The 17,690-nt window shown below is 66.0% G+C and carries 18 protein-coding genes and 1 tRNA gene; 8 read left to right on the forward strand and 11 right to left on the reverse strand.

Features of this window, described 5'->3' with window-relative positions:
* Positions 1-10: 10 nt before the first annotated feature.
* Positions 11-1,336: an ABC transporter substrate-binding protein gene (locus MUN73_RS01195; protein ID WP_250138627.1), complete on the reverse strand. Its 1,326-nt coding sequence runs from the start codon at positions 1,334-1,336 to the stop codon at positions 11-13.
* A 218-nt stretch (positions 1,337-1,554) separates the two neighbouring features.
* Complete coding sequence (locus MUN73_RS01200) at positions 1,555-2,670, reverse strand: Gfo/Idh/MocA family protein (protein ID WP_250138628.1); 1,116 nt, start codon at positions 2,668-2,670, stop codon at positions 1,555-1,557.
* Between the two features lie 282 nt (positions 2,671-2,952).
* Here MUN73_RS01200 and MUN73_RS01205 point away from each other — a divergent pair, with 282 nt between their 5' ends.
* Complete coding sequence (locus tag MUN73_RS01205) at positions 2,953-3,651, forward strand: ThuA domain-containing protein (RefSeq protein ID WP_250138629.1); 699 nt, start codon at positions 2,953-2,955, stop codon at positions 3,649-3,651.
* 15 nt (positions 3,652-3,666) lie between these two features.
* Here the strand turns inward: MUN73_RS01205 and MUN73_RS01210 are convergent, their stop codons facing one another.
* The 3 genes from MUN73_RS01210 to MUN73_RS01220 all read right to left on the reverse strand — a co-directional run bounded on the left by MUN73_RS01210 (position 3,667) and on the right by MUN73_RS01220 (position 6,219).
* Entirely contained in the window at positions 3,667-4,953 is a 1,287-nt protein-coding gene (locus MUN73_RS01210; RefSeq protein ID WP_250138630.1) for a TIGR00341 family protein, read from the reverse strand.
* A gap of 130 nt (positions 4,954-5,083) precedes the next feature.
* Positions 5,084-5,935, reverse strand: coding sequence for an eIF2B alpha/beta/delta subunit family protein (locus tag MUN73_RS01215; RefSeq protein ID WP_250138631.1), 852 nt, complete (start codon positions 5,933-5,935; stop codon positions 5,084-5,086).
* A 71-nt stretch (positions 5,936-6,006) separates the two neighbouring features.
* A complete protein-coding gene (locus MUN73_RS01220) occupies positions 6,007-6,219 on the reverse strand; it encodes a hypothetical protein (protein WP_250138632.1) in 213 nt (70 codons plus the stop codon).
* 232 nt (positions 6,220-6,451) lie between these two features.
* Between MUN73_RS01220 and MUN73_RS01225 the strand changes: the two genes are divergently transcribed.
* The 5 genes from MUN73_RS01225 (at position 6,452) to MUN73_RS01245 (ending at position 10,362) form a co-directional block, all read left to right on the forward strand.
* Positions 6,452-6,775 (forward strand): DUF7969 family protein, encoded by a 324-nt coding sequence (locus MUN73_RS01225; RefSeq protein ID WP_250138633.1) that lies wholly within the window; start codon positions 6,452-6,454, stop codon positions 6,773-6,775.
* Positions 6,776-6,826: 51 nt separating this feature from the next.
* Complete coding sequence (locus MUN73_RS01230; protein WP_250138634.1) at positions 6,827-7,903, forward strand: Mrp/NBP35 family ATP-binding protein; 1,077 nt, start codon at positions 6,827-6,829, stop codon at positions 7,901-7,903.
* Positions 7,900-8,166 carry a DUF7976 family protein gene (locus tag MUN73_RS01235; protein WP_250138635.1) on the forward strand — a complete coding sequence of 89 codons (267 nt, stop codon included), beginning with the start codon at positions 7,900-7,902 and terminating at the stop codon, positions 8,164-8,166. Before MUN73_RS01230 ends, MUN73_RS01235 begins: the two co-directional genes overlap by 4 nt.
* A gap of 450 nt (positions 8,167-8,616) precedes the next feature.
* Entirely contained in the window at positions 8,617-9,591 is a 975-nt protein-coding gene (locus MUN73_RS01240) for a helix-hairpin-helix domain-containing protein (RefSeq protein WP_250138636.1), read from the forward strand.
* Positions 9,592-9,702: 111 nt separating this feature from the next.
* Positions 9,703-10,362, forward strand: coding sequence for a uracil-DNA glycosylase (locus MUN73_RS01245; RefSeq protein ID WP_250138637.1), 660 nt, complete (start codon positions 9,703-9,705; stop codon positions 10,360-10,362).
* Between the two features lie 43 nt (positions 10,363-10,405).
* Here MUN73_RS01245 and MUN73_RS01250 read toward each other — a convergent pair whose 3' ends face one another.
* Positions 10,406-10,624, reverse strand: coding sequence for a hypothetical protein (locus tag MUN73_RS01250; RefSeq protein ID WP_250138638.1), 219 nt, complete (start codon positions 10,622-10,624; stop codon positions 10,406-10,408).
* A gap of 112 nt (positions 10,625-10,736) precedes the next feature.
* On the opposite strand from MUN73_RS01250, the gene MUN73_RS01255 reads away from it, so the two are divergent.
* On the forward strand, positions 10,737-11,477 hold the full coding sequence (locus MUN73_RS01255) for a hypothetical protein (protein WP_250138639.1): 741 nt from the start codon (positions 10,737-10,739) through the stop codon (positions 11,475-11,477).
* A gap of 41 nt (positions 11,478-11,518) precedes the next feature.
* A tRNA-Ser gene (locus tag MUN73_RS01260) sits at positions 11,519-11,602 on the forward strand.
* 629 nt (positions 11,603-12,231) lie between these two features.
* On the opposite strand, the gene citE is transcribed toward MUN73_RS01260, so the two are convergent.
* From citE to glmS, 5 genes are all read right to left on the reverse strand, one after another.
* Positions 12,232-13,275 carry an L-malyl-CoA/beta-methylmalyl-CoA lyase gene (citE, locus tag MUN73_RS01265; protein ID WP_250138640.1) on the reverse strand — a complete coding sequence of 348 codons (1,044 nt, stop codon included), beginning with the start codon at positions 13,273-13,275 and terminating at the stop codon, positions 12,232-12,234.
* 64 nt (positions 13,276-13,339) lie between these two features.
* Complete coding sequence (gene mch / locus MUN73_RS01270; protein ID WP_250138641.1) at positions 13,340-14,452, reverse strand: 2-methylfumaryl-CoA hydratase; 1,113 nt, start codon at positions 14,450-14,452, stop codon at positions 13,340-13,342.
* The gene (locus tag MUN73_RS01275) at positions 14,445-15,722 is read right to left on the reverse strand and encodes a methylaspartate ammonia-lyase (protein ID WP_250138642.1); all 1,278 of its coding nucleotides are present in this window, start codon (positions 15,720-15,722) and stop codon (positions 14,445-14,447) included. The genes mch and MUN73_RS01275 overlap by 8 nt, the downstream gene beginning before the upstream one ends.
* The gene (locus tag MUN73_RS01280; protein WP_250138643.1) at positions 15,722-17,155 is read right to left on the reverse strand and encodes a methylaspartate mutase subunit E; all 1,434 of its coding nucleotides are present in this window, start codon (positions 17,153-17,155) and stop codon (positions 15,722-15,724) included. Before MUN73_RS01280 ends, MUN73_RS01275 begins: the two co-directional genes overlap by 1 nt.
* Positions 17,156-17,596, reverse strand: coding sequence for a methylaspartate mutase subunit S (gene glmS / locus MUN73_RS01285; RefSeq protein WP_250138644.1), 441 nt, complete (start codon positions 17,594-17,596; stop codon positions 17,156-17,158).
* Positions 17,597-17,690 lie beyond the last annotated feature (94 nt).

Consider the following 17,690-nt stretch of genomic DNA (forward strand, 5'->3'; position numbering starts at 1 on the left):
GGTGGCGGTCCTACTCGAAGCTGTCGACGAGTTCCTGGTACGTCTCGTCGACGTCCCAGTTGTCGATGAAGTTGGCGAACGCCCCCTCGACGTTCGTCTGGATGCCCGGCGCCACCGCCAGGCCGTGGGCGATCGACGGCGGCTGTTCGCTCGACTCCTCGAAGTCGGCCATCTGGTCCTGCAGGAACGGGGTGAACGCGTCGTCGGGGACGTCCGTCCGCGGCGGGATCGACCCCTTCGCCGGGTTGAAACGTTCCTGCGCGTCGGCAGAGCCGGCGTACCGCAGGAACCGGACCGTCGCGTTCGGCGACGGGTTGTGTTTCGGGAAGACGAACGAGTCCATGTTCAGCGCGTACATCCCGTCGGTGCCGGGGAACGGGACGAGGGCCCAGTCGTCACCGTACTCGAGGTCGTCGTCGGCCTCGTACTCGCCGGCGGCCCAGTCGCCCTGGTGGAAGAAGGCCGCTTCGCCGCGGTTGATGTAGCCGTTGGCCTCGTCCCAGCTCTGCGAACTCGCGTCCTCGTTGAAGTAATCGCTGTAGTCGACGACGATCTCCAGGGTATCGCGGACCTCGGATTCGACGGCTTCGACGTCGCCGGCGATGAACGAGTCGTAGGCGTCGACGCCGTACTCGCCGAGCAACACCTGCGCCCACAGCTGCAGCGTCGACCACGCCGACTGGGTCTGCTGGGCCATGCCGACGTAGCCCGCCTCGTCGACGGTCTCCATCGCGTCGACCAGATCGCTCGGACTCCCGATCGATTCCGGATCGACGCCGGCGTCCTCGACGACGTCGACGTTGTAGAACAGGTTGTTGAGACGGTGGATGTTGATCGGGACGGCGACGAAGTCACCGTCCGGTCGGGCGGCCTCCATCGGGCCGTCGAGATACGCCTCTTTCATGTCGTCGTCCCAGACGTGACCCTCGATGTCGTAGAGCAGGTCCTCGTCGGTGTAGTCCGTCAGCGCCTGGCCGGGCCACACCTGGAACGTGCTCGGCGGATTCTGGTCGACGACCCGGTTCCGAACGTCCGCCTCGAGGGCGCTCCCTGCGCCGCCGGGCGACGGCGACGGGTCGACGCTGATGTCCGAATATTCGTTTTCGAATCCCTCGACGAGCGCGTTGAACGCCTCTTCCTCCCCACCGGCGGTCCACCAGTGGCCGATCTCTACCGCTTCGAACTCGTCCGGGTCCTCATCGAGGAGTTCGTCCAGGCTCTCGGCACCGTCGTCGCCGCCCAGACAGCCAGCCATCGCAACGATTCCCGCGGCGCCCGTCGCCTGCAGGACGGCTCGCCGCGACGTTTCGCCCCCATTGAAATTATTTCGTACCATAGTCAACGATCAGACTACAGAACGGAACCCTCACAAATAATAGCTTTGGTGTGGTATTACATCACCTGTTGTAACTCATCGGCGCCGCGATCGAGTCGCAGTCCAAACGACGAGGCCGAACCGGGACCGATCGAGACCTGTCGGTCGAACCATCTGCGTGGATCGCACGAACGAGAATCGATCGCGATCGGTCTCGGGCGAATCGTCGCGACGCCGCGTCAGTTGATCCGGGTTCGCCGTTCGACTTCGGATTCGGGCTCCGCCAGTTGCGTCGCACGACCGGTTTCGCTCGATCGGTAGATCGCGTCGATCACGCGCTGGACGGTGAGGGCTTCCTCGATCGTGTTGGTCTCGGGTGTCGCGCCCGTGGCGATCGCTCGAAGGAACTCCTCGTCCTGCTGGGTGTAGCCGGTCAGGGAGGGATCGCCGGTGAGCGAGACGTCGGCGTAGTGGTCACAGCCGATGGTCCCGGCCTCGAGAATCCGCATGTCCGTGTCGCCGATGTCGAACTGCGCGCCGCCCTCGGTGCCCCGGATCCGGAAGTCCATGCTCTCCTCGCGATTGGTCGCCCACGCGGCCTCCAGCGAGATTGTCTGGCCGTCAGTGGTCCGGATGAAGGCGCTGACGGAGTCGTCGACCTCGTAGGTTTCGGCCTCGGCGTCCCAGTTGTCGCCGAAGCCGTCGGGATCGGCGTACTCCTCGCGGGTGCCGAACGTCGTCCGGGTGACGCCCGAGACCTCGGTTATTTCGGGGAAATTGAGCGCGTAGAGCGCGAGATCGAGCGCGTGGACGCCGATGTCAAGCAGGGCACCGCCGCCGGCGAGGTCGGGATCCGTGAACCACGATCCCGGGCCTGGAACGCCCCGCCGCCGCACGTAGTTCGCCTCGACGTGGGTCAGGTCGCCGAACCGTCCGCGGGCGTCCTGTTCCTCGAACATCGCCATCGACGCGGCGTGGCGGTTGTGAAAGCCGACCATGCAGACGCCGTCGGATCGGGCCGCCGTCGCGGCGATTCGCTCCGCGCTCTCTAAGTTGTGCGCGAGCGGTTTTTCGACGAGCACGTGCCGGCCCGCCTCGAGCGCGTCGACCGCGATCGGTTCGTGGAACCGGTTGGGCGTGGTGACGATGACCGCGTCGACGGCGTCGTCGACGACGAGATTCTCGTGGGTCTCGTAGGTTTTCGCGCCGAACTCGTCGGCGAAGCGATCGCGCTGTTCGGCGACGAGGTCGGCACCAGCGACGACGTCCGCGCCGAGATCCGTGACGCTCCGTGCGTGGAGGTGCCCCATTCCGCCGAGTCCGACGATACCGACACCGATGCCCGAACCGATCATCGCGAAACACCCGATTGAGAGAGACGACCTGCGCCTGAGCGGTGAGAAACGAGCCGTTTCGGTGTCGTTTGCGTGCGATCCCAGAAGTCCATACAGGTAGACAGCCGGCGATCAAAATAAGGGTTGTGACCGATTAATCTGTACAGTCCCGTTGTCATTCAGGGAGAATGATAACATTTCTTCTTTCGGTGGCGTCGAGAATATCATAATCGTTCATTTCATCCTGTTCGTCGCGGCGCGCAACCGGCCGACTGAAGCATCTCGGCCGCAGACGTTGCGGCGATGGTCGCAGTCACGATCTGGAACGAGTTCCGACACGAACGCGAGGACGAGGACGCCGCAGCCGTCTATCCCGACGGGATTCACGGGACCATCGCCGAGGCGCTCGTCGATCGGGGCCACGAGGTCCGGACGGCGACGCTCGACGAACCGGAACACGGGCTCACCGAGGACGTCCTCGCGGAAACCGACGTCCTCTGCTGGTGGGGCCACACGGCCCACGACGAGGTCAGCGACGACATCGTCGATCGCGTCCACGAGCGAGTTCTCGGGGGAATGGGACTGGTCGTCCTCCACTCCGGCCACTACGCGAAGATCTTCAAGCGGCTCATGGGAACCACCTGTAGCCTCCAGTGGCGCGAGGACGGCGGCACGGAACGGCTGTGGGTCGTCGATCCTGGCCACCCGATCGCCGACGGGCTCGACGAGTCGATCGAACTCCCCGAAACCGAGATGTACGGCGAACCGTTCGACGTCCCGGAACCCGATCGGCTGGTCTTTACGAGCTGGTTCGAGGGCGGCGAGGTGTTCCGGAGCGGCTGTTGCTACCGGCGCGGATCGGGCCGGATCTTCTACTTCCGGCCGGGCCACGAGACGTACCCGATCTACGAACACGACGCGATCCAGCAGGTCCTCGACAACGCCGTCGAGTGGGCCAGCCCCGTCGAGGGCGCGCCGCGATCGTTCGGCGAGCGGGAGTGATCGGCCGACCGGTGCTTACCCGCTTCGCTGCGTGTCGACCAGTTCGACGACGACGTCGAGGTCGACGCCGGTCGCGGTTTCCAGTCGCTCGCGGACGCGATCGGCGAAGTCGTCCGGTTCTTGCTCCCCTGGTGGCCGTTCGGCGACCAGGGTCACCGACGGCTCGTCGCCGGTGTAGACGTCCACGAGTTCGTACTCGACGCCGACTTCCCGGAACTGCAGGTCCGCGAACGCGGCCTCGTCGTTCATCGTCTCGAGTTCGGTCTGGACGTCGTGCTCGACCGCGGCCGTCCGGTAGGTCCCGTAGGTGACCCCGCCGAGAACGACCGACAGCACCGCGATCGCGACGAGAAGCACGACGACTCGCGATCGCAACCGGCCGTAGACGTGATCGATGCGTTCCGATCGGTGCGGCCGATAGCCCGAGAGCCACAGCAGGATCAGCGCGGTGAGGTTGATCGAAAGCAGGTTGATCAGGACGAGCGTGCCGGCGGTGAGGACGACGGTCGGGCGGCCCCAGGCGATTCCGAGTCCAGCGGTGGCGGCGGGCGGGACGAGCGCCACTGCGATGGCGACACCGACGAGCACCGACCCGACGTTCCGGACGAGACTGACGACGCCGGCGACGCCCGATCCGAGAGCGAGAAAGAGCGCGAGGACGCTCGGCGTGATCCGTTCGTCGATCTGGGGGACCGTCGTGATGTCGAATCCCGGCGGGAGCAACACCGTCCCCCTGAGGAGCCAGCCGACGAGCGCCGCCGTCGCGACGGCGACTGCGAGTCCGACCACCTGCAAGAGGACCCCCCGCGCCGCGAGGTCGTCGTCGTCGACGACCACACCGACGCTCGCGGCGAGTGCCGGTCCCATCAGCGGGGCGACGACCATCGCACCGATGATCGTCGCCGCGGAGTCGAGCAACAGCCCCGCCGTCGCGATGATCGTACTCACGACGAGCAGAACGAAGTACGTCGACGCCGCGGGCGCGAGATCCGCCGCCCGCGCCTGGAGTTCCTCCCGGGAGATCCTGGTCCCGGTGAACTCGCCGGTCAGGTCGTCCGCTCGGTCAGAGACGATCGTTTCCGCGGCCGTGACGACGGTGTACGAGTCCTCGTCGAGCCCGGCGGCTCGAAGCTCCGCGAGAAACGGCTCGACGGCGGCCGGCGGGACCGGGATCGAGACGAGCGCCTCGAACTCGCCGTGGCTCGTTTGCTCGGAAACGGCGTAATCGACGCCCATCTCCGTCGCCGTCTCGAGGACTCGATCCAGATCGCCGCGCGGCACGAACACCTGTACCAGGCGCATACCCCCTGTAGGACGGACCAGAGCATAGGCTGTCCTCACCCGACGAATGACTGTCAGGACGCCGTGTATCTGCTCGACGGTCCGTCACCGACGATCGATCGAATCACGACCGCCGCGTCCGAACGGGATCTCAGAACTCCCGGCGGCCCTCGTCCGTGATGACGCTCTCGAGGAGCGAGACCGGCGTGGCGTCGTAGGCGGGGTTCTCGACGGCGAACCCCTCGGCGGGTTCTGGCATGACCTCGCTGCCCGGCCGGAACTCGTTCTCGAAGACGAACCCCTCGGTGACGAGCTTCGAAGCCGCGCCGAGGACGGTAACGGGGACGTCCAGCTGGGCCGCGGTGGCCGCGATCGGAAACGTCCCGACGCGGTTGTAGAGGGTGTCGTCGACGATACAGTCCATCCCGACGACCACCCGATCGCACTTCGCGAGGTAGAGCCCGTTCGCGCTGTCGGTGATCAGCGTCGGCTCGACGCCCTCCAGGTCCGCGAGCGATCGGGCGGTCTTGCGTCCGATGTAGCGGGGCCGGGCCTCGGTGATGTAGACGTCGAACGATTTGCCGGCGTCGACGGCCCGTTCGAGCGCTTCGAGTACCGTCGAGGAGTAGTCGTGGGTCAGGAGTGTCGCCCCGTCCTCGAGATGGGTGACGGCGTTTTCGGCCGCCCGGCGCTTGGCCGACTCGACGGTTTCGACGACCTCGTCGATCGTCTCGGTGGTGAGTCGTTTGGCCTCCTCGACGCTGTCGGCCTCCGCGACGGTGACCTCCTCGACGACCGCCCGGACGGCGTTCTGCAGCGATGCGTGGGAGGGGTTGGCTCGCCGGAGCACCGTGCCGTTGCGCTCGAGCGCGCGCTCGAACTCCTCGACGGTGGCGAACTCGCGGTCGACCAGTTCTTCGAGGGCTCGCGCCGCGTTGACCGCCACTACCGAGGAGCTGTGGGTCTGCATGTCCTGGATCTCCTCGACCGTCTCGTCGATCATACCTGCACGAATTCCCGTCAGCGGGAAAGGTGTTCCGGGTAGTGTCAGCGCATACGGGGAGTGTCGCGGTGCTACTGGCGTTGCTCTCGTTCCCACCGATCGGGTGCGACACCGAGTCGGAGTACGATCGGTCGATACGCGAACGCAACGACGACGACGATACCCAGTTCGATCCAGAAACTCGGATCAGCAACGATCACGTCCAGGAGCGTGAGCGCGACCATCACGAGTATCAACACAACGAGGTAGTGACCGGCGAGTTCGAGGAGGCCGTCCGTGTCCATACGGACATTCAGTGAGCGACGATCAAAACGATGCCGTCGGGAACCGGCTGGTACCGTCGCGAACGGACGGGGCGATCCCCACGTATCGAACCAGAAGATCCGGGAAACGATTCAGCACGTCACCGGTGCAAACCACAGGACGGTCGCGGTTGCACCGGTGACTCGGTACAGCAGCCCGTATGACGAAGCCGAAGCCCGCAGGCTTACGATCGTCACGCGCCTAGAGCCGTCGATGACCGTCACCGTCCGATACACCTGTCCACACTGTGGGGCCGTCGTCAGCGTCGAGCGCGCGCCCGACCTCGCGGATCGATCGGTCACCACGGTCCCCCAGCCGGGCTGGGAGTACGCCAGTCCGGACGACGACGACCTCGAGACGGCCGACGGGATCGCGTTCGTCTGCGGCGAGGACGGCCCGGTCACCGATCTCGAGGGGGAGCCGATCGAGGGCTGTGGACGGCCGTTCTACCTGAACTTCGTCCGGTACGAGCAGGGGGTCGAACTCGACCCGGATCCGCCGACCTACGGCGGGCCGCGCTTCGACTTCGACGCGTAGCGGGCCGGGAACGAACACAACCCTTTTCGACGGCCGGGCGTTGCTATCGGTATGGACGAAGCCGCCGTACGCGACCGCCTCCGGACGGTCGAGGATCCGGAACTCGGCGACGACATCGTGTCGCTCGGGCTGGTCAACGACGTCACCGTCGACGGCGATCGGGTCGACGTGAATCTCGCGCTCGGAGCCCCCTACTCCCCGACCGAGACGGGCCTCGCCGGCGAGGTTCGCGAGGTGCTCGCCGAGGAAGGGCTCGAGGTCGACCTCTCCGCGAGCATCCCAGATCGGGACGACCTCGCGAGCGAAGAACAGGTCCTGCCGAACGTCAAGAACGTGATCGCCGTCGCCTCCGGGAAAGGCGGCGTCGGCAAGTCGACCGTCTCGGTGAACCTCGCGGCGGGGCTCTCGCAACTGGGCGCGCGCGTCGGCCTCTTCGACGCCGACGTCTACGGGCCGAACGTCCCGCGGATGGTCGACGCCGACGAACCGCCGATGGCCACCGAGGACGAGACCCTCGTCCCGCCCGAGAAGTACGGCGTGAAGCTGATGAGCATGGCATTCCTCACCGGCGAGGACGATCCGGTCATCTGGCGCGGCCCGATGGTCCACAAGGTCATCACCCAGTTGACGGAGGACGTCGAGTGGGGGCACCTCGACTACCTCGTGGTCGACCTCCCGCCGGGCACTGGCGACACCCAGCTAACGATGCTCCAGACCATGCCCGTCACCGGCGCGGTGATCGTCACGACACCGCAGGACGTCGCGCTCGACGACGCCCGGAAGGGCCTGGAGATGTTCGCCAAGCACGACACCGTCGTGCTCGGCATCGCCGAGAACATGTCGACGTTCGCCTGCCCCGACTGCGGCGGCGAGCACGACATCTTCGGCTCCGGTGGCGGCCGGGAGTTCGCGGACGAACACGAGATGCCGTTCCTCGGTTCGATCCCGCTCGACCCCGCCGTCCGCGAGGGCGGCGACGGCGGAAAGCCGACGGTGCTCGAGGACGAGACGGCCACCGGCGACGCGTTCCGGACGATCACGGAGAACGTCGCCAACAACACCGGGATCGTCCACCGACGAAGCGTCTCCCAGACCAGACGCAGCGAAGCCGCCTCGCCCGATCGATGACCGCCACGGACGATTCCGATCGGGAGCCTGCGGACGCGAGCGATCGTGACGCGGCTTTCGATCCGGATCTGGAACGGGTCGAACACCTCCGCGAGATCGCCGACGAGGTCCGCGGGGAGACCAGCGAGAGCAAACAGCTCGCGAATATTCTTTACCGGACGAGCGACCTCTACGATCCCGACGAGGAGACCACGCCGGAGGAGATCGTTCGCAACGTCAAACTCATCCTCGAGGTCAAAGAACGCGGCGGCCTCGAGCGCTGAGCGCTCGTACTGATACGGGTTACTGTACGTCATTTCCGGCGCAACCGCGATCCGGGCGGCGGTTGCGCCGGGAAATCGGTACAGCAATCCGTATGACCCGTTTTTCGGCGATCCGTCGACGCCACTCGAAGCGCCAGGCGCGCCGACTCCAGTCCGATCGAACGGAGAGCGAGTCGCGCGGCGACTCCGGCACGACGGTCCGACGGTGTGTGAGCGGACCGCGCCGTGTTTTCGCCGACCGGTCGCCGACTCGAACGGCTATCGCGGCGGCCGTTCGCGAACCTGTGTGGCGAATCGAATCCCGGTTAGGATTGTGCACCTCGAAAAGACATTTGATGGCGTTCAATGTCTTTCAACACCTTGCAAGGGTTTCACTTATCCCTTCGTGCCCGCTCCGTCCGAACAGGAACGTAGCGAGGTACTCGCCTCGCGCTGTCTCCAACGATATCCATGACCAACGCAACTACGCCGATCGAAACGACGTTCGAAATGCAGCGCCAGTCGATCAAACAGAGCCAGCAACTCTTCGAGCAGGGCCTCCAGTTCCAGGAGAACATCGCCGAAACGTTCCTCCAGAACGGGTTCGCGGCCCAGCGAAGCGCACAGCGCCAGGGGACCGAACTCGCCCGAAAGGTCTTCGACGCGCACCTCGAGGCGGTCGAGTCGGCCCTCGACGAAGATGCGTACGACGTCCGGTCGACCGTCGACGAACAGTTCGAGGACGGGGCAAAGCAAACCCAGCAACTGATGAACGAGGGGTTCGAGCAGTCCGCCGAACTGTTCCAGCACCTGCTGCACGCACAGTTCGACGCCCTCGAGTCGGCGCTCGACGGAGACGGGTCCGACGTCCGATCGGCCGTCGACCGGCAGTTCGACGAGTTCGAACGGGCCCACGAAGAGACCTGGGACGAGTTCGAGACCGGGATGCAGGAAGCGGTCGACGAACTCACCGACCAGCAGAAGGAACTGCTCGCGGAGTCCACCGAGTCGCTCCTCGAAGCCCAACAGGAGACCGAACAGCAGACCGTCGACGGCGTCCGGCAGGCCGAGGAGGCCGCCGAAACCGTCCAGCAACAAACCGAAGAGATGGTCCAGACGACCCAGCAGGGGGCCGAGACGGTCACTGAAACGACCCAGGAAAACGCCCAGGACCTCGTCGGCGAGGCTGCCGAGGCGACCGAAGACGTCACAGCCGAGACCACTGACGCGATCGAAACCGCAGCCGAAGGCGGGACCGGAGCCGTCGAAGAAAACCTACAGTCGATCGCGGGCGTCGGCCAGGTCTACGCGGATCGCCTCGCCGAGGCTGGCATCGAGACGATCGGCGACCTCGCCGACGCGCAGGCGAGCATCGTCGCCGAGGCTGCGGACATCTCGGAAGCGAACGCCACCCAGTGGATCGACGCGGCGCAGTCTCAGGAGTAATCGCAGTACGCCGCTGGGATTCTCGAACCCGGTCGTCGGTATTTTTCGTGAGTCGTGAGAAAATCACCAGTCAGGCGCGTCGCTTTTGAGTCTCTACCTCGAGACTCGACTGTGGACGCGAACCAGCAGACGCGGGCGAACCCGTACGGGATGGACGAGGAGTGCCGAAACTGTCCGGCGCTCTGTGAGACGCGCACGCAGGTGGTTCACGGCTACGGCGACGTCGGCGCGGACTTCCTGTTCGTCGGCGAACGCCCCACGGCCCGCGCAGACACGACCGGCGTCCCCTTCCTCCGAGACGCGGACGATGCCGACGGCGGATCCGATCGCGAGGGGACAACGCTCCGCCGGATGCTCGAACGCCTCGGACTGTGCGACGTCACCTCGCCAGCCGATCGACCCGCCGTCGAGAACGTCTACCTGACGAATCTCACCCGGTGTCGCGATCCCGATCGGCACCCGACCGACGAGGAGGTCGCGAACTGCGAGCCGTACCTCAACGCGGAGATCCGCATGATCAACCCGGAGATCCTCGTCCCGGTCGGCGATCGCGCCCTCGAAGCGATCGGGATCGAGTACACGACGACGCCGGTCGACGACCTCTCCCTGCCGGACGTCCACGCGACGACGATTCGCGGTCGCGGGTTCGAACTCGTTCCGATGGTCGAACCGCAGGACCAGACCGACACACAGACCCAGGCGTGGCTCGAACACTTCGTCGACCTGATGGCCTCGGATTACCGCCAGACGAAGGGACGACGGGAGCGATAGCGCCCGCGGACGATCGGGAAAACGGAGCCGTCGGTCCGATTGCCTACCAGTACGGATTCTCGCGCCACCGCTTCGATCGGGCGCCGGTGGCGGCCAGCGCGCCGACGAAGACGACAGTAACGGCGAGCGTCGCGACCGTCGGCACGAGCCACTCGCCGGGCGAGCCGAGCAGGTAGCTACTGACGAATCCGTAGACGCCGACGATCGCGAGGCAGACGACGGTCAGCGTCGCGAGCAGTCCGGAAGTGGTTCGGCGGTCCATGCCCGCCAGTGGGCACCCCATCATCATAATTCGTGCGCTTTCGGCGGGAATCGAACCGGTCGTGCCGTCCGGAAGCGCCGCGTTCAAGGCCTGCGCCGACCGAGAGTGAGGTATGCTCATCGTCGTCCCGGTCGATCCGCCCCGGGAAGGGCTCGTCCTGTCCGCGCTCGTCGATCGGACGCCGCTTTCGGCGTCGGAGGCAGCCGCCCTCTACGAAGCGGCGGCGATCGACGTGCTCCGTGCCGCGGCCGCGAGCGGCGGCGAACTGCTGGTCAACTACCGCGACGCTGAGACGCTCCCGGACGAGTACGCCGACGGCGATCCCGAAGCCGAGAGCCGGGCGCTGGTGGCGTCGGCGCTCGAGGACGCCGACGACGTCCGGTTCGAGCGCCAGGTCGGTTCGACGCGCGCCGCCAGAATCGGGAACACGGTCACGCACCTGCTCGACCGCGAGGGGGTAAAGCACGTCGGCATTCTGGAGCCGACCGTCCCGCTCGTCGCCCGCACGGAACTCGACGGGGCGGCGATGTCGCTCCGTCGCCACGACGTCGTCCTCGGGCCGTCCACCGGCGGGCGGACCTACTTCGCCGGCTTCGCCGAGCCGATCGACTTCACCGACGCCTACGATCCGCCCGCGCTGTCGACGCTGTCCGATCGGACCGCCGACGCGGGGCTCGGACTCGGCTTCGCGCCGATGCTGCCGACGATCACGACCGAACCGGGGCTGGCCGCGACGCTCGCGATGCTCGACGCGCGGGCCCAGGCCGATCGACCGGGCGGCGCGGCCACGGCCGCGGTTCTCGAGGATCTGGGAGTCGTCGTCGATAGTGAGGGGGCGATCGATCGGCAGTAGACCGATAACCATTTTGGACCGCGAGCAGAAGGGAGAGTCGAGGTGGGGTGGCAGAGCGGCCTAACGCGCCTGCCTTGAGAGCAGGTGGCTGTCAAGCCTCATGGGTTCGAATCCCATCCCCACCGTTTTCCCGCGAACAACTGCGACGAGCGTAGCGAGGAGCACGTGAGCGGAAAACGACACGTTGGGATTCGAACTAGACCAGTCGCGCGCAGCGGAGCGAGCACGTCTGGGCGTGGTTCGAATCCCATCCCCACCGTTTTCGTCCAGCGGATCATCGATGAACTGGGACTCCCCCGATCGAGAACGAAAGGTCCGTATTCTGTCGGGGCACTCTTTCTGTATAGCGGAAAGATTCATATACCAACATATCTAATTATTGTGTAGTGGCTGACAGCCAACAGTTGTCGTCAGTCATGGGCCGCCGTCAATCGGCCCCAAAGTCAGGGACCCATGAACGCCGAACAGGACAGTTCGGCCTAATGTGGAAAATCCACTGACAAGTTCCACGCACACACGCGGAACAGTTGATATCCCATCTCCACCGTTTCTGTCACAACGACTGCGTGAGTCCCAACGAGGTCGTACGAGACAACAGTCGGTCTCTTGCCGTCGTGAGTTCGCACACTGGACATACCGACGACGCATACCCAGAACTACCAGTATCTACAGGAGGTGTGAATAGTTCGAGTACTACCATCGGACGGGTAGTTCGTCCGATCGATATGCGACGAAAAAGCGGGTTCGACGATCGCTACTCGTAGGACAGTTCGAGATCGCGAGCGCGCTCGAGCAGGTCCGCGTCGTAGTACTCCTCGGTCTGTTCCGGCCGGGTATCGTCGATCGCCCGGACCTGCTGGACCGTGTTGCGGAAGACCTTGAAGGTTGCCTCGTCGACCATCTGGCCGTCCAGCGTGACCGCGCCGGTGCCCTCCGCTTTGGCCTCGTTGAAGCGTTCGATCTTGCTCACGTCGCGTTCGAGTTCCTCCTGGTTCGGCATGTGGATCGTGTTGGCCTGGATCGTCTGCTTGGGGTACAGCGACCACGAGCCGTCGAGTCCGAGGTGGGCCTCGTGTTCGACCTGGTCCGCGTAGGCGTCGGCGTTGTAGTAGGTCAGGCCGGCGCGTTCCTTGAACAGGTCGTCGAACGGACCGCCGATCGCGAGCAGGTCCCCGGCGCTGGCCTCGTTCGAGAGTTCCTCGAGGAGGGCGTCCCAGCGCGGGCGACCGTCGCCGAGGTCGCGCGCGCCGAGTTCGGCAGCGTAGTCGACGGGGCCGAAGACGAGCGCGGTGAGCCGAGACTCCTCGCCGAACTTGGAGATCTCGTGGAGATCCGAGCGCGCACGACCGGTCTCGACGATGATCGAGAGCTTGATCGAGCCGTCGGCGTACCCGTGTTCGGCCTCGGCCTCGGCGACGGCTTCGGCGGCGCGTTTGACGTCCCCGATACGGCCGACCTTCGGGACGACGACGCCGTTGATCTCGTCGCCGATCTCGGCGACGAGTCGGTCGATCTGCTCGCGGCCGCGATCGCGGAATGACTCGTCCTCGTAGCTCCACTCGACGCGGGGCCAGATCTCGCCGGGGAAGTCGTACTCGGGGACGAGTTCGATCGTGTTCTCGAGCCCCTCGGCTTTCATGTTCGGCGCGGTGCCGTCCTCCATGTCGGGGACGAGCCAGTCGGGGGCCTGAAAGCCCTCGGCCTCGAGGCCGGAGCGGAGGTACTTCGCCGAGTCGTCTTTCGGAACGGCGGCCGGTGCGGTCTGGAAGGTTCGGCAGAGTCGGATGTCCTTGGTCATGTCTGGATTGTCTGGATTGTCTGGATCTGTAGTTATCGGCAGTCAATTATAACGTTCGATCGTGTTAGTTAGAACGCTTTCGAATCTCCGCGGTTCGTGTCCCCGAGTAGACGGGTTCGTCGTTCTGGTTGAACGCGATGTGTTCGAAGGTGACGGTGCCCGCCTCGTCGCTCGAGGCGTCGTTCTCGGACGACGTCCGAGAGCCAGTCGAGGTTTCCTCGACGCTGTCCTCGGTTTCGAGCACGCGGGTGAACGCGTAGACGGTGTCGCCGGCCGCGACGAACGTGTGGAACCCCTCGTCGTCGAAGCCGACCTCGCGCCACGTCCGCTCGTCCGATCGGGCGTGGCCGAGCGCGGTCGATCGGGTGACGTCGCCGTAGGTGACGATGTCGCCCGACGGCGAGTCGCTCATGACGTCGACGTTGTGGTGCTGTTTGGCCGTATTGAGCGTCGCAAGCGGCAGGGAGGCGACTGTCACGTCGTCCTGCGTTCGCCCCCGTTCGTGGCGGTACGCGACGGCGGCGTCGCGCTCCTCGGCTTCGTCGAGCGCGGCCGCAAAGTCCTCGAAGTAGCCGCCTTCGGGGGTGACGAACTCCTCGGGGAGGTCGGGACCGTCGTCGCCGTCCTCTTCCGCGGCCGCAGCGCCGCCCCCGTCCGTCGCGACCGGTTCGCGTCGGGGGATCATGTTCGTCCGCTCGTAGGAACAGAGCACCTCGCCGGTTTCGGCGTCCCTGCCGCGGGTGCGCCAGGAGACGATGCCGTACTCGGGCCGGGAACTCGAGGTGGCCGTGTTCACGACCTCGCTCTCGACGTGGAGTTCGGTGCCCGCGTAGACCGGCGTGCCGGGGAACCGGACGTCGGTGCGGCCGAGGAAGTAACCGCCCTTCTCGCTCAGGTCCTCGACGGTGATCCCCAGCGTCGCGGCGGTGAGGTAGTCGGGATGGATCGGCGGTTCGTCGAAGCCGCGGTCCTCGGCGGCGTCGGATCGCCAGTAGGCCGGGTCGTGGTTCAGGGTCTGGCTCATCCAGGACTCGTTGCCCCAGCGGGTGAGCGTGAGGCCGGGGCCGTGCTCGATGACGTCCCCCTCCTCGAAGTCCTCGAAGCAGTTGCCCTTCTCCCTCGTCTCGGCCTGTTCGAGCGCCTGTGCGAACGTGTCGGGATCTGTCCAATCAGTCATCGGCGGTAATTTCGTCAGTGTCGGTCGGTTGCTGTTCGCGTGCTCGTCGGGCGATCGTCCGTCGCATCTCGTTTTCGACGATCATGTAGCCCTCGTCGAAGCCCATGCCGGGCTTTGCGAGCACCTGCGCGGCGTCCGTCGCGAGCGCGACGTGGGCGCAGGCGCGCGCGGAGGTTTCCGTTTCGTTGCAGGTGCCGCCGAGATACGCGCGGGTGTCGGTCCCCTCGCAGTAGCGGACGGCCTGTCCGCTCCGGTGGATGCCGCCCAGGTCGGGCGTCTTGACCTGCACGAGGTCGGCCGCGCCCGCGTCGACGAACGCCTGCACGTCCTCGAAGGTGTTACACCACTCGTCGGCGACGATGTCGACGCCGACCCCTGCATCCGCGAGTCCCTCGCGGAGTTCGACCATCGCGTCGATCTGGTCCGCGCGATCGCCGACGTCCATCGGCCCCTCGATCTGGATCGGGTAGGGGGCGGCGGCCGCCTCGAGCGCGGCGAAGTAATCGACCACCTCGTCGCGATCGTACGGCGCGCCGAAGATCTCGCCGATCATGCCGTAGACGTCGATGTGGAACCGGGGCTCGTACCCCTCCGGGCCGAGTTCCCGGGAGCGTTCGACGAGCCACTCGACGTACTCCAGCAGGGTCTCGCCGTTCTCGCCGATCTTCTCGACGCTGTTGATCAGCGCGTGGGGGAGCACGGGGACGCCCTTGACGAACATCTTCTCGGTGTTGGTGTACCGATCGTCGCCGGACTGGCCGAAGACCGGCACCGGTTCGGTCGCGGGGTCGGTGCCGAGCGCGTCGGCCATCACGTCGGTGCGCGTGGTGTTCCGGGCGTCCGCGGCCGCCGCGAGGAGGGCCTGCGAGACGCCGTACCGGATGGCGGTGTGGAGCCGATCGCCCTCGACCCGCATCTCCTCGAGCGCTTCGGCGTTGTCGAGGAACGCGGTCGCGTCGCGACCGACGAGCGCCTCGGCGACCGGCCCCTCGACGACGGGTTCGTACTCCGCGGCCTGGAACAGCGGGTCGCGCCCGCCGGCACCGGAGTACTGGACCGCGGCACAGTCGCCCCGCACGACGGTGCCGTCGGCGAGTTCGAGGTCGACGATGAGCGTCTCGCCGGCCTGGCGTATTTCGTCGAAGCCGTCGGTGACGGGCTCGCCCTCGTAGGTGAACCCGTCCTGTTCGGCTCCGCGCTTGATCGCGCGCTGGTCGTCGAAGAAGAACCCGGAGTAGCCGGGCGTTGCGTGAATTGCCTCGATCTGCATCAAACGTCACCCTGTGGTCGACCGATGAGTTTTCCGTCGCTGATCGCGTCGACGTCGTCTGCAACCATCCGGAACGACTGCTCGCGCCCCTCCGTGTCCGCGCGCCGGGAGAGGCGCGCCTTGTGGATCTCCTTGATGTCCTCGTCCATCGCGAGGTCGGCCCACTCGAAGATGCGGACGCGACCGTCGTCGTCGCGGGCCGGCAGGACGGCCCCCCTCGCGCTGTCGCTGGGGGCGAAGGGGACGTCGAGCGCGCCCGAGTCGAACGCCTCGATCGTTCCCCGGACGACGTCGCCGTCGCCGTGTTCGAAGATGGTGTCCATCAGGCACCGCGTCTCGCGCTCGATGAGGTCCTGTTCCTCCGCGATGCCGTCGATGTCGATCTCCTGTTCGATCGCCATGTCGATGACCTGTCGCGTCGTGCGCAGGCCGGAGGCGTTTGCCTCCTTGGTCGGGACCCCCTGGAACTCCTGGGGCGACTTGGTGATGACCTTGTCCGGCTTCGCGATCGCGGCGGTCATCCCGCCGAGGCTGATGACCCCGTTGGCGCGGGCCTCGTCCGGCGGGAAGCCGCCCATCCACTCGTGGAAGACCGTGGTGACGACGACCTCGTCGGGGAGGTACTCGTCGCCCAGTTTCTGCAGGGCGTTCAGCGCGGCCACGTCCTGGACGACGTTTCCGACCTGCCCGTAGCCGAGCGTGATCGATCGCACGCCCTGGGTCGCCGCCAGCTGCCCCTCGACGATCATGATCGCGATCGCGATCGAGGGCGGAACGAGCGTTCCCGTGAGGGGACCGAACGGTTCGCGGTTGATCCGCACGCCGCGTTCGGTGTACGCGCCCGCGAGCCGATCGACGAACTGCCACTTCTCGATAGTCTCCTCGAGCCCGTGGCGCTTCGTGTAGGGAATGTTGTAGGAGATCGGGCCGCCCTCGAAGCTCTGGAAGCCGCCGGCGAACGTGATCGCCGCGAGCAGTCGGGCGTCCGGCGTCCCGTGGCGCACCTCGATCGGGGCGTCGATCGCGTCGATCAGTTCGCGACAGCCGTCGACGCCGTGGTTGACCGCGGGAAAGCCGTTCAGGGTGTCCTCGCCCGTCTCGCGGGCCTTGTCGAGCCCCTCCTGGGCCTTCCCGTACTCGTTGTCCCGCGTGTAGGAGTCGATCGTGGTCGGCAGGAGATCCGCCTGCCCCTCCCGGTGGAGGTACTCGAGGAGTTCGATCTGGTCGTCGAGTCGGGGGACGCCAGCCCGGGGCTGGAGGAGGGGTTTGTCGGCCGACTCGAGGACGTCCGCGAACCGCTTGCGGTCGGGCAGCGATTCGTGGTACTCGATCGCCTCCTCGAAGTCGACGTCGGCTCCCGTCGGCCAGTTCGATCGAATCTCCTCGTCGATACGCCGTAGCTCGTCGGATGGAATCCGTTCGTCTCGTATCATTTAGGAGTTGATAGTGGCACGTTCCGACTCCGTCGGACTGATCTGGAGGTCCTGCCGGAGCGCCGCGATCGCGTCCTCGGGGTCGGTCTCGGAGTCGAAGACGCGATCGAACCCGAGTTCCCGGAAGGTTCGACGGGTCTGTTCGAACTCGTCCTGGCCGACGGCGAGGTTGCCGCCGATGAACGTGACCGCGTCGACCCCGTGATCCTCGAGGACGTCGTGGAATCCCTGACAGTCCTGCTCGGCGTGGCCGTACAGCGACGAGACGAGTACGGCCTCGGCGTCGTGGGCTACTGCCGCCTCGGCGAACTCCTCCTGGGAGGTCTGGACGCCGAGGTTGACGACGTCGAAGCCAGCTGCGCTGAAGGCCTGCTCTAAGATCGTGATGCCGACGACGTGGGCGTCGGAGCCGATCACGCCGAGGACGACCGTTTGGGACATGTATTGAGAACCATGAGGAACCGCCCTATAAACCTAATGATCTTCCATGATAATACTCCTTAAACATCCTAACACCCACTCTATGGGACGAGGT

This window comes from Halosolutus amylolyticus (assembly GCF_023566055.1).
Classification (GTDB): domain Archaea; phylum Halobacteriota; class Halobacteria; order Halobacteriales; family Natrialbaceae; genus Halosolutus; species Halosolutus amylolyticus.